General features: G+C 37.8%; 13 protein-coding genes and 1 pseudogene. All 14 read right to left on the minus strand.

What is annotated here, in order from left to right; translation table 11 throughout:
• Nucleotides 1-9 precede the first annotated feature (9 nt).
• Nucleotides 10-1,023, minus strand: coding sequence for a MoeB/ThiF family adenylyltransferase (locus tag NC799_RS13240; RefSeq protein ID WP_272446920.1), 1,014 nt, complete (start codon nucleotides 1,021-1,023; stop codon nucleotides 10-12).
• A 19-nt stretch (nucleotides 1,024-1,042) separates the two neighbouring features.
• Nucleotides 1,043-2,056, minus strand: a complete 1,014-nt coding sequence (gene moaA / locus NC799_RS13245) for a GTP 3',8-cyclase MoaA (RefSeq protein WP_272446921.1) — start codon at nucleotides 2,054-2,056, stop codon at nucleotides 1,043-1,045.
• 105 nt (nucleotides 2,057-2,161) lie between these two features.
• On the minus strand, nucleotides 2,162-3,871 hold the full coding sequence (locus tag NC799_RS13250) for a PAS domain-containing sensor histidine kinase (RefSeq protein WP_272446922.1): 1,710 nt from the start codon (nucleotides 3,869-3,871) through the stop codon (nucleotides 2,162-2,164).
• A gap of 21 nt (nucleotides 3,872-3,892) precedes the next feature.
• The gene (locus NC799_RS13255) at nucleotides 3,893-4,345 is read right to left on the minus strand and encodes a GAF domain-containing protein (RefSeq protein ID WP_272446923.1); all 453 of its coding nucleotides are present in this window, start codon (nucleotides 4,343-4,345) and stop codon (nucleotides 3,893-3,895) included.
• Nucleotides 4,335-4,988, minus strand: a complete 654-nt coding sequence (locus NC799_RS13260) for a response regulator (protein ID WP_272446924.1) — start codon at nucleotides 4,986-4,988, stop codon at nucleotides 4,335-4,337. The genes NC799_RS13255 and NC799_RS13260 overlap by 11 nt, the downstream gene beginning before the upstream one ends.
• Before the next feature lie 18 nt (nucleotides 4,989-5,006).
• Nucleotides 5,007-5,660 carry a sensor histidine kinase gene (locus tag NC799_RS13265; protein WP_272446925.1) on the minus strand — a complete coding sequence of 218 codons (654 nt, stop codon included), beginning with the start codon at nucleotides 5,658-5,660 and terminating at the stop codon, nucleotides 5,007-5,009.
• A pseudogene (locus NC799_RS13270) lies at nucleotides 5,621-7,123 on the minus strand (nitrate/nitrite transporter). The gene NC799_RS13265 and the pseudogene NC799_RS13270 overlap by 40 nt, the downstream one beginning before the upstream one ends.
• A gap of 11 nt (nucleotides 7,124-7,134) precedes the next feature.
• Nucleotides 7,135-7,404 (minus strand): hypothetical protein, encoded by a 270-nt coding sequence (locus NC799_RS13275; RefSeq protein ID WP_272446926.1) that lies wholly within the window; start codon nucleotides 7,402-7,404, stop codon nucleotides 7,135-7,137.
• Nucleotides 7,405-7,704 carry a hypothetical protein gene (locus tag NC799_RS13280; protein ID WP_272446927.1) on the minus strand — a complete coding sequence of 100 codons (300 nt, stop codon included), beginning with the start codon at nucleotides 7,702-7,704 and terminating at the stop codon, nucleotides 7,405-7,407. It lies immediately after the preceding gene.
• On the minus strand, nucleotides 7,691-7,900 hold the full coding sequence (locus NC799_RS13285; protein WP_272446928.1) for a hypothetical protein: 210 nt from the start codon (nucleotides 7,898-7,900) through the stop codon (nucleotides 7,691-7,693). Before NC799_RS13285 ends, NC799_RS13280 begins: the two co-directional genes overlap by 14 nt.
• A complete protein-coding gene (locus tag NC799_RS13290) occupies nucleotides 7,890-8,411 on the minus strand; it encodes a QcrA and Rieske domain-containing protein (protein ID WP_272446929.1) in 522 nt (173 codons plus the stop codon). Before NC799_RS13290 ends, NC799_RS13285 begins: the two co-directional genes overlap by 11 nt.
• Nucleotides 8,412-8,502: 91 nt before the next feature.
• Nucleotides 8,503-9,111: a 4Fe-4S dicluster domain-containing protein gene (locus tag NC799_RS13295; RefSeq protein ID WP_272446930.1), complete on the minus strand. Its 609-nt coding sequence runs from the start codon at nucleotides 9,109-9,111 to the stop codon at nucleotides 8,503-8,505.
• On the minus strand, nucleotides 9,112-11,280 hold the full coding sequence (locus tag NC799_RS13300; RefSeq protein ID WP_272446931.1) for a molybdopterin oxidoreductase family protein: 2,169 nt from the start codon (nucleotides 11,278-11,280) through the stop codon (nucleotides 9,112-9,114).
• Nucleotides 11,267-12,352, minus strand: coding sequence for a hypothetical protein (locus NC799_RS13305; protein WP_272446932.1), 1,086 nt, complete (start codon nucleotides 12,350-12,352; stop codon nucleotides 11,267-11,269). The genes NC799_RS13300 and NC799_RS13305 overlap by 14 nt, the downstream gene beginning before the upstream one ends.
• Nucleotides 12,353-12,594: the final 242 nt, after the last annotated feature.

Below are 12,594 nucleotides of genomic sequence, written 5' to 3' on the forward strand. Positions count from 1 at the left end.
TTAACCCCTTTATCCTACCAGCTGATAGTAGATACTTTTGGCCTTCTCAATAGAATTTGTACCATGAACAAACGCTCTACCATCTTTAAAAAACACGAGCCTATAATTTTGGTAGCACATCGTTAGTAAAAATGGATTACGTTTGACCTCTCCAACTGCTTGTAATCTTTTTTCAAGTATGTCTAGTGGAATAGGCTGATTTGCTCGGATTTGTACAGTATCTCTTCCACAGAGCACCTCAGTCTTCGTTTGTCCTTGGTAATTTAAATAGGAAAAACTAGGATTCACCCCACAAGTAGGACAATCTTCTCGCTTTGCACGTTCGATGTTTATCGATTGGTAACGATTGTTCCACAAGTCAAACGTAACAAGCATTGTCCGTAATGCCTCGTGATCTTCTACTAATAGCTTCAACACCTCTGTTGTCTGGTGGGCGACAACCATTTGCACTGCAGGTGATATGATGCCAACCGAGTCACATGTTGCACCAGACAATGGAGTGGCCTTTAACAAACATTGCAAACATGGCGTCTGTCCTGGGATAATCGTAAAACTCATTCCTGTGCTGCCAACACATGCACCAAATACCCATGGAATTTGATATTGTTCTAAAAGATCATTGAGCACGAATCTAATATCAAAATTGTCTGTTGCATCAATAAGAACATCAACCGTTTCTAGTAAAGGTGGCAACGATTCACTTGTAGCATCAAGGACGAATGCTTCAATCTCTGTTGTTCGATTTATTTGAGCCAACCTTTTTTTTGCAGCTATTGCTTTAGGCAGTTGATTTTGGACATCCTTTTCTGAGAATAATTGTTGACGCTGGAGATTGCTTAACTCTACGTAATCTCGATCAATCACCGTTAATTTACCGATACCAGAACGGACAAGAATTTCTGCGTTAGCAGTTCCTAGTGCGCCAGCTCCTACAATCATTACATGTTTTTGGCCAATTTTAACCTGGCCATTTTCCCCAATTGGTTTAAACAATCGTTGGCGAGAATATCGATCACTAAACACGTTGTTCCCCCTCTTCCTGTTAACCACCTATATAAGACATTTCAATTTTTTTGCGATGTTTCACTGTCTCTTCAGTCCGTTCATCCGAATATCGGTCTGTTCGCTTTTGCCATGTCTGGGCGATTGCTTCGATAACTTTCTCGTCATTTTTTTCCGAACGAAGTATTTCTTTTAAATCTAAACCGTTCGTTGCAAATAAACAAGTATATAATTTCCCATCTGCAGCTACGCGTGCACGAGTACAGGTAGAACAAAATGACTCCGACACAGATGTAATGAAGCCAACCTCTGTATCCGTTCCAACATAGCGATACCGTTTAGCGACCTCTCCAACATAGGCAGGATCAACAGGTTCCAAATCAAAGTGTTGTGATAATTGATCAAATAATTGTTTCTTCGTAATTACTTGACTAAAATCCCAACCATTTGATTGACCAACATCCATAAACTCAATGTAACGTAAGGTCATTCCATGTTCTTTAAAGTACTTAGCCATCGGAATTATCTCTTTGTCATTCATCCCTTTTTTCACTACCATATTTGCCTTAACTTCAAGTCCAACTGCTTTGGCTTTTTTCATATTCTCTAAGATTGGTGCTGTTCCAACACCACTATCATTAATCGATTTGAATGTCTCGTCGGTAATTGCATCAAGACTGACATTTACCCTTTTTAGTCCAGCATCTTTTAATGCTTGCGCATGCTTTCCTAGCAACACACCATTTGTAGTTAGGCCGATATCCGCTAATCCCTCAATAACCGATAGCTTCTTGATTAAATCTGGTAGGTTTCTTCTAAGTAGAGGCTCCCCCCCTGTTAGCCGAATTTTCCTTACACCTAAGCTAACAAATATAGTTGCTAGACGTTCTATCTCTTCAAAGCTTAACAAGTGCTCTTTCGGTAAAAAAGCAAAATCCTTCCCGAATATTTCTTTTGGCATACAATACGTACATCTAAAGTTACAACGATCTGTAACCGATATGCGGAGGTCCTGTAATGCTCTACCAAACTTATCCTGTAGTGCTTGCTTCATGGATATCTCTCCTACTATCATTTTTATAATTATTTTAACAGTATATTGAAAAAGATAAAAAAGAAAAGAAGGATTGTTTACCTTCTTTAGATAAATGATTAAAAATTAAATTTCTAATATAACAGTTGTTCCTTTTCCTGGTCCCGAGACAATGGAAAGCTGTCCATTGACTGACCTTGCTCTTTCTTCCATGCTAAATAACCCAACACCGGAAGAAGAAAGCTTTTCTCTACTAAATCCCTTACCATGGTCTTCAATAACAACTCGAACACCCTCTTCTGTCTCTCGGACGGTGATAGATGCTTGATCGACTTCAGCATATTTACGGACATTTGTTAATGATTCTTGGATAATCCGATAAATTGTTATTTCTATATTACTATCTAATCTCGTTTTTAAATAACAATCAAAATAAACATCAATTCCATAAAACTCAGAATAACGATTTAAAAACGTTCTAATTGCCGGGACAAGTCCCAAATCGTCTAGTACCGACGGGCGTAGTTCCCAGGAAAAATCCCTTACCTCTTGAATAATTTCTGATGCTTCACTTAACATTTGATCTACAAGAGGATGGTCCACTTCACTACTTATGCGATTGATTGTAATCAGATGGCTGTATAAATTCTGTCCTATCCCGTCATGTAATTCCCTTGAAAATCGCTTTCTTTCCTCTTCTTGAACATTGATAATTCTAGTCATAGTATGTTTAAGCTCTTCTTCGATTCGTTTCCGCTTTGTTATTTCAAACCGAATCGATAAATATTGATAGGGTTTCCCCTTTTCATCTAAGAACGGGACAATCGTTGTATCTACCCAATAAAACGTGCCATCTTTCGCCTTATTTTTGATTTCACTCTGCCAGACGTTCCCAGTTCCTATCGTACGCCACAAATCTTTAAAAAATTCTCGTGAATGGTAGCCCGAATTGATAATAGCGTGCGTATTTCCAAGTAGTTCCTCGCGAGAATACTTGGAAACATCGATAAACTTATCATTAACGTAAGTAATTTTACCACGTCTATCTGTAATTGCTACAATAGACGACTCATCTAGAGCGAATTTCAAATCCACTAATTCTTGCAGTGATTTTTTTAATTCTTCGACTACTCGTTTATAATCCGTTATTTCTTTTCGGATTGCCAAATAACGATGCGGTTTACCATCATTGTTTAAAAAAGGCACAATCGTCGTATCTACCCAATAATAAGAACCATCTTTAGCACGATTTTTAATATCGCCATGCCATACCCTTCCATTTGCAATCGTTCGCCATAGGTTCCTCATAAATGCTTTATCGTGGTAACCAGAATTAATGATTCGGTGGTCTTTACCAATTAATTCAGACCGTGAATATTGAGATATTTCACAGAATTTATCATTCACATATTTTATTTTACCTGTTTGATCTGTTATCGCAACAATGTTCGATTCATCTAAAGCATACTTCATGTCAAGAAGTTCATTTAACACACTTTCCAATTCCATCTCATGTTTTGGACTACTCATATGGAGGGTTAATAAGGAGTACTTCTTTTGATGAAGGACAAATTCAGTTTTCTTGACATACAATGGGCCACTTCTTTTTTCAAGATCGGTGCCGTGTTGCGGAATAATTGTCAATTGATCGATTGAATCAATATTTATGTTTGGAATCAAATCACTGATCGACTGAGGCGTCCTATTTTTGTGATTAAGACCCAGGAGGCGGAGTGCCTTACGATTGATTGATTCAATGTTACCTCCTTCATCGGTTACAATGGATGGTTCTTCATCGGTATCTCTTCGATTTTTAGCTATATCTTTGTCTTGCATCCTATTAAAACCCCCCCTTTGTCAAACCAAATAATTAGGTGGATATTGTTGAATGGATAGAGCAACCTTTTCTACAATCATACGTTCATTCTTAGTAAACACATGTAATGTTCGATAACCGATTAAGATTACCCCCTTTGGAATGCCGTTAAGGACAATTGGTACGGCATAAACAGAAATCAATTTTTCAGCTAATAAAATGGGGTAGTCTGTTGATTTCCCAAGGGTATTTTCCGGGAATTGCTCTATCAACATTGGACTGCTACTGGAGATAATCTTTCCAGCTACCCCTTTTCCAAACCGGACAGTAATATATTTGTATTTCTCGTTTGTGTTTCCACTAACATACGGCCAAATAATATCCATACCGGAGTGTTTTTGTAGAGCTATTCCTGTAAAGTCACAAGAAACTACTTCACGTAGCATGGAACACTGTTTCTTAAACCGTTCATCGATACAACTATTATATTCCATAGCCAAGAAGTCCTTTTTTCAATGCATAAGCAACCAATTCAGGTCTTGTTTTCATTTGAAGCTTTTCCATTAAATTACTTTTATGTGTTTCGACTGTTTTAACACTGATCACTAACTTTTCACCAATGTCCTTATTCGCATATCCTTTCGCTATTAAAGTCAAAACTTCTTTTTCCCGATCAGATAGTAGTTGAAATAGGTCTTGTTGATCTTGTTTTAAATTGCCCAAATATTGATCCATCAATCTTCGTGTTGCAGCAGGATGTAAATAGGCATTCCCGCTACAGACAGTTTTGATCGCATCAATTAATTCTTGATGTGGAGCACTTTTTAATACACACCCTGAAGCACCAGCTTGAATAGCTCTAAACAAATACTCCTCATCATCGTGCATCGTCAGTATTAAAATTTCCGTGTCAGGTAATTGTTTTTTCAATTCAGATGTCGCTGACAGACCATCTTTTCCGTGAGGCATACTTAAATCCATCAAGACAATTGATGGTAAAAGGTCAAGTGCCATTTTTATCCCTTCATCGCCTTCAGAGGCTTCACCAACCACTTCCATATCTGGAACAGCATTTAATAGTACTTTTAACCCCATTCGAACAACAGCGTGATCATCTACTAACAATATCTTAATCACTTTAACCCCCCCAATCAGCTATTCCTTAGGTAATGACAAACATACAATCGTTCCTTTACCTTCTGCAGAATAAATAGCAAATCCCCCTCCAGCAATCTCTAAACGGTATTTCATAGAAGCAAGTCCCATACATTCGTTTTGGTCCAAAATATTTCTTACATCAAAACCTTTACCATCATCCTCTATTATCAGTTGTAGCATATCTTGTTTCCATTTAAAAGCAATAACCGCTGTTGACGTATCTGCATATTTCGCCATATTAATCATTGCCTCTTGACAAGCCCGAAATAATGCCATACTTCGATCTTCGTCGATTGGGTACGCTTCACCAGTTGTGGTGACTTTTACTACAATTCCAAATGTAGCAGTGAAAAGCTTGGAATAGCTTTTCACTGCAGCCGTTATTCCTAATGATTCGAGTGTTGATGGATAAAGCTCTGCCGATAAAAATCTGACTTCTTTTATTGTTCTACTAACATTTTCTGATAAGTCTCTTACATAGTGTTTTAAGTCTGGATGATCAACGATGGAGTTAATATATTCTAATCCCGTATGAATACTATACAGGTGTTGACTGACTCCCTCATGAAGTTCGAGAGCAATCCGCTTTATTTCCTCATCCAGTGATTTTATTATATATGTCGTCGCATGTTTTGATGCCTCGAGCTCCATTTGGTCGTCCTCCTAATTACAATACGTTTATTTTTTTGTTTTTCATCTGTTACATCACTAAATATACCGGAATATTGAATCGTTTCTCCAGCTTCATCTTTTATTGCATGGATGGTTTGCATGTAATGTTTGCCACATTTTTTCATAGAATTCGTTTGATTGTTTTCCTGAACTTAACATATTCGGATTTTTGCCAATTGCTTCCTCGGTACTGTATCCTGTTAGTTTTGTAAAAGCAGGATTAACAGTAATAATTTTGCCTTGCTTGTCAGTAACCATCATCCCTAGTGGAGTAGTGTTCATGACTTCGTTTGAGATAACAAGTTTATCTTGGAAATACATCCACATTGCAATCACTAAGCTGACTAACGCAAATTGAGAAAGAGCCATAAATCCAATTGCATAATGTCCTGTAATTTCATACAAGCTGCTCAATATTAAAGGTGGAAAAAAACCACCTAAACCACCCATTGCAGCAACTAATCCATTAACAATCCCTGCTTGCTTTTGGAAATACATTGGTACTAATTTAAATACAATTCCATTCCCTACGCCAGCACATACAGCAATTGTTAAACAGCCAACCGTATAAAGAGTAATGGATGGGGCAAATGAAAGTAACGTAGCTGCTGCCGTAAATCCACCAAATACATACATTAACAAGATTAGTGGATTAAATTTATCCGCAAGAAATCCACCAAATGGTCTTAATAATGTTGCTAAGGCGATAAAACCAGCCGTTCTTAAACCGGCGTCTACCTTTTCTATGTCAAAATTACTCACTAAAAAGTTAGGTAAATAAACGGTAAAAGCTACAAACGATCCAAACGTGATGAAATAAAATAGGCAAAACACCCACAGCTTTTCATTCTTATAAACAGACTTTATTTGGTGAATGATCGGTGTTTTCACCTTTGCTTCATTTTTATCACCAATAAAGAAGTTAACCAAAGCAAACAACAAAAGTAAACCTAAATAAAGTTGAACCGTAGCTTGCCAACCAATAACACCGGCAATGACAGGTGCACTGAATGATGTTAGCGCAGTTCCTATGTTACCAACACCGTATATTCCATTAACAAACCCATGTTTTTCTTTTGGATAATACTTTGGCATAGATGTAACACCAACAGAAAAGATTGCCCCACCAATACCGATGAATAAACCACCAATGACTAAGTCGAAGAATGAATCAGCAATACTTATATAGTAAACTGGTGGTATCAATAAAATAAAACTCACTATGAATACTTTTCTTGCACCTATTAAATTTGTATAATAACCGATTGGTATTCTTAAAAGGGATCCTAGAATAACCGGAATAGCAGTCACCCATGCAGCCTCCTGGGCAGTAAGCTGAATGTCTTCTCGAATAAATGATAAAAGTGATGATACAATGACCAAACCATAAAACCTGTGATTAGGTTTAGTGTTTGTAGTGGTAACTGAATTTTTTTAATCATAAGTTTTCCCCTCACTTTTTGATTGCATAATACAATCGTGTTGTTTTGTCGTAAGCTATCCAGCCGTGATCATCTTGTTTTACCGAACTTGTTAATGGTACGGCAACAAAAAAATGTTGATCAAAATAAATCCGAAGGTGTGTTTTGTCAGGACATAGGCTTAATTGGTGAATTTTTCTATCTATCCAAGGCGCCTTGTCCTCTCCGTCCTCCCCTTGAATACAAACTTGAACTCTTTTATTCACTAATTCCGCTAAGTCACGTTGATTAACTTCATGCATTTACGAACATCCTTTCATAACAGGAAATACATTAAATTGTAAACCGTGAAGTAATGTCCAAAAATCTTCCGATGCATGAGCCTCCAAGTAGTCGATTACCTCATTTTCTGAATTCCAACTACTCATCCCTTTAACTTCAGCAACCACAATCTCTACGCCATCTCTTTCTTTTATATCTAGATACCAGTGGAGTCGTTCGGAATGAAACAAACGTTCAAACATAGACTGTACTTCGGCCTTGAGGAAACCATTTTTTTTACGTATGAAACAGAAATCTAGGTATGTTTCACTTTTTTGCATAACCGCTTTCCCCCTTATCCCGCTCCTTCTTATAGATTAAAATAGCAACCGGAAATAAAATGATATTGCTTGCCATGTAAAGAAGGACAGCATCGTAATTTTGAAAAAAGAATTGATGAACCATTAACTGGGTAAATATAATGTTTGCCAACAAAATAACAGAAAGACCGATGACACCTACATAACTACGCTTCATAACGCTTCACCCTAACCGCATAGACAGATTCGTTGTCAACTTGTACGATAATTTCCGGAAGCGGTCGTCTCGGAGGACCTGCTGTTGGTGCGCCAGTGACCACATCAAATTTCCCATGATGGCATGGACAGATCATTTCTTTTTCTTCTTTTACCCAATAAACCGGACACCGCAAATGTGTACAGGCATTTTGATAGGCAACATATTTATCTTGACTTAGTCTGATTAACACTGCACTATCATTTTCACTTGGAAAATGGAACTCTACTGAATCACCGATTGCAATATCCTTTACGTCTACAATTTTTTGATGTGGATATTCCTTGTCAGATAGTCCCATCAGTTCTTTTGCAGCAATTGTTCCCCATGGAAGCGATGCAACAGCAAACATACCTGCTGCACCTACCATTGTTTTCATAAAACCTCTACGGTCCAAGGAACGTTCATTGTTCCGACTAATATTGTGAGTATAATTATCATCCTTTGCAGGGATGGACTTCTTGTCTTTCATCCGTAATCACTCCTTCACTATATGAGACCAATAAGAAAAGCCTGACGTGGGTGGCGTGGTGGTCTTTGATCTTTTTATACTTTTAATCTATTTAAAATAGCTTTACCGTACCTTGTAATATACCTGGTAAGTTAACAGTTACATTTGTTTCACCTTCAAGATAAGGCATGCTAGTCACCCATTTATCGTTTCCGACATCATTTTTACTTTGTTTTACTTCAATTTCCGATTCTGTTAACCATTGAAGCGTATTCGTCGGACATACACTCGCACACATTGGAGGAATATTATCTTTAGTACGGTCGATACATAAGTCACACTTGTACATCAAGTTTTCTTCTTCATCAAATTTAGGTATTCCATATGGACAAGCGATTGTACAATTTTGACAGCCAATACATTTTTCAACTAATGCAGATAACACTGCCCCAGTTTCATGGATTTGAATGGCTTGAGCCGGACAACTTCTCGCACAGGCTGGATCAACACAGTGTAAACACATAAGTGGCATGGTTTCTCGATTTACTAGTGGATTGACATCATACACGTAGTTTCTATTTTTTTGCTCATGGCCACCACATTGTGTACAAGCTGCCAAACAGGAGCGGCAGCCGATACAATTTTCTAACTCCATATAGAGTCTTCTTCTTTCTTCCGTTTCTGTTTCCGTCTGTTTTGGTTCTCTGATTGTAAAAGTCATTTAAAGCACCTTCCCAGATTTAAGTTTCTCAATTTGGGCAGCACATGCCTTGAATTCTGGCATTCTTGATATTGGATCAAGTGCTGCAATTGTCAATAGATTGATAGACTGTTCGTGTCCGAAATGATATGGAACAAACACTGTATCCTCTCGTATCGCCTCAGTAATTTTCACTTTATAGTTACTTTCACCACGACGAGTAAACAATCGAACGATTTCTTCATGGTTAATGTTATATTTTTCTGCTGTTTTTGGATGAATTTCAACATATGGATCCGGACACATATCTTTTAAAAATTTGATTCTTCTCGTTTGGTTTCCAGATAAATAGTGATAGACTACACGGCCAGTTGTTAAACGAAGTGGATAATCCTCACAAGGTTCTTCCGCTGGCGGACGATAAGGTAATGCACAAATCTTTGCTTTGCCGTCCGGATGATAGAATTTTTTATCTAAGAACATGTGTGGTGTCCCTTTATCATCTGCATCTTTACATGGCCAAAATACTCCGTCTTGTTCATCGATTTTATCCCAGGTTGCTCCATAGTAATCAGCATTACCGCCTTTTGATGCTAAGCGAAACTCTTCGGCAACGTCCTTGGCTGTTTTCAAATGGGAAAAGTGTTTTCCTTTCCCTAACTTTTCGGCTAATTCTACTTGAATTTGCCAGTCTGGCTTTGATTCGCCAAGCGGTTCTTGTGCCTTGTTAATTTTAATAATTCTTCCCTCTAAGTTAGTTACAGTTCCTTCATCCTCTGACCACGTTACAGATGGAAGAATAACATCTGCAAACTCTGCCGATTCAGACAGATAAAAATCACTACAAACCATAAAGTCTAAATTTTTCAAGGCATTTCTAACAAAATTTAGATTTGGAGCAGAAACTGCTGGATTAGAGCAAAGTAAATATAGTCCACGAATTGTTTTCTCAGTCATTAGTTCAAACATTTCATAAGCAGACACACCTGCTTGTGGCATATCTTCTGGGTTAATCCCCCACACACCACTAACGTGTTCAACTGCTTCTTTATCATATATTTTTCGGTAACCAGGGAGTAAATCTGATTTCTGACCATGTTCACGACCACCTTGACCATTACCTTGACCTGTAAACGTAGCAACGCCTGCTTTTGGTCGTCCGATTTTGCCTGTAACTAATGCCATGTTCGTATACGCAGAAACGTTGTCGACACCTTTATGCTGTTGTTCAATCCCACGAGCAAACATAACAATAGCATTTGGAGCTTTCCCGTAAATTTCTGCAGCGCGTTCAATTTTATCAACTGCAACACCCGTTATTTCACTCGTAAATTCTGGCGTAAATTCTTTGACTATCTCTTTAGTTTCGTCAAATCCATTCGTATGCTTATTAATAAATGCTTCATCTGTGTACCCATTTTTAATTAATAGATGGAGGATGCCGTTAGCAAGTGCTAAATCTGTTCCTGGACGCAAATCTAAATGAACATCTGCACGTCTTGCAATTGGCGTCTCCCTAGGGTCAGCTACGATTAAATAGCCCCCTCTTTCTTGGACAGCCCAAACACGGAACATGGAAGTTGGATGACATTCCGCTGTATTACTTCCGGCAATAAATAAACAGTCTGTCTCATGTATATCTGTCCATGGTAATGTAGAGCCACGGTCGACACCAAATGATCTAAGGAAGCCACCAGCCGCACTCGACATACAAAATCTACCGTTATAATCGATATATCTTGTACCCATTGCAACCCGTGCAAACTTCCCAGTTAAATAACACTTTTCATTTGTCATCGAAACTCCACTAAAAACAGATAAACTATCTTTTCCAGACTCATCTTGTAACCTCTTAAAGTTTTTAGCAATTAAGTCATAGGCTTCTTCCCAGCTAGCTTCACGGAAGCCTTCTTTCGTACCCTTTAGTGATTTGTCATCTCGGATTAATGGTCTTAAAATTCGGTCTTTATGATTCGTCTGTTGATAGGCCGTTACACCTTTCGGACACATTTTTCCTACTGTTACTGGCCAATCGTATCTTGGTTCTACTCCGACAATTTTGTTGGTTATAGTATTAACACGTAAATTCATCCCACACTGCATTCCACAGTAACTACAGTGTGTCTTTACTAATTTCTCATTTGGATGATTGACATTCTCTATTTCACGAAAAAATTTATCCCTTTGCATTTTGATTTGCCTCCTTCACTGATACCTCATGGGTTGGAAACCCTGAAAATCTAGAGATGCGATATTTTCTTCGACAAGGGAGACATAATTCAGCTAGATTAAATCCCTCTTTCATATCGAACGTTAAGTTATTTTCACCTAACACGTTAATAACGTCTTGAGATTGTTCTGTTGATACAAATCCAGTCCCACAAACTTTACATGCTTGCATTGATTTTTCTCCGTAATGTTCACGATAGTTTCTCGCAAATACGCTTAGAGGGCGAAACGGAATATGAGCAAGTTTTCCGAAAGGCATATAGATTAACGTGACAATCACGGAAAACTGGTGAATGAGTGACATAACGTATTGTCCTTTTCCTTCAAAAAACAGATTAAGAACGGTCAACGTTAGCCCTGTAATACTGATGAATAAAAGTAAATAAAGTGGTAGAAAGTCATAAATCACTTGTTGTTCAGCACGCGCCTGTAAATTTCTCAATCGACGATACAACGCCATACAGACGCCAATGATTACCATAATTGCACTAATGTTTAATGCGTTGTATGACATAAATGCGATAAAGCCATCTGCCGGAACAACCATTAAATCCATACCAAACAATACAATCGTGTACATGCCATTTTCTTGCATGGTGAAATACATCCAGCTAAATACAAGTGGGAAAGTTACTAGAATGGCAAGAACACAGCCCCAACCAATAAGAATATGTTGAGTCCATCGGTAAATTCCCCTATTCCAAATAAAACGATAGGTTGCTAACTGTTCCACAGATGTTTTTGGTGTGTTTTTACGCAACAGTAATTTAATACCTTTTTTAATTATAACTTTTGTTGGAGGGCGCTCTCCCCACGAAATAAACCGATAAAAGAAGCCTCCAATAAATACTATTGTTCCGACAATATAACCATATAGATTTAAATCTACATGAGTAAACATTCTAGTTCCAATAAACGTTAGGATTAGTAACCCTATAATCGCAAGGAACATTGATTTTCCATAATGAGATGCGAAGGCTCGATCAATTGATTGTTGATTTCTTACAGTTTGAGAAACTTTTACATCTTCCATTGGATATCCCCTCACTAGCTTTTTAGTGTGTTTCATACGATTCACTATAACTAAGTGTAAAGGAAATAATCATCGTAGATAATCAGGGAAATTCCTCATCTTGTCTAAGAAAATCCCCTATTATTCGATTAGGTGTAGGCATTTTCTAGAAATAACTTGAGTTTTGAATCAATGGTGTGGGAATAGGTGAAAAACGGATTAAGAAAAGCGCAGGCGACTGGTTAGACAGCTCTTGGTTTTTT

Origin of the sequence: Aquibacillus salsiterrae, assembly GCF_028416595.1 — a bacterium.
GTDB classification, from domain to species: domain Bacteria; phylum Bacillota; class Bacilli; order Bacillales; family Amphibacillaceae; genus Aquibacillus_A; species Aquibacillus_A salsiterrae.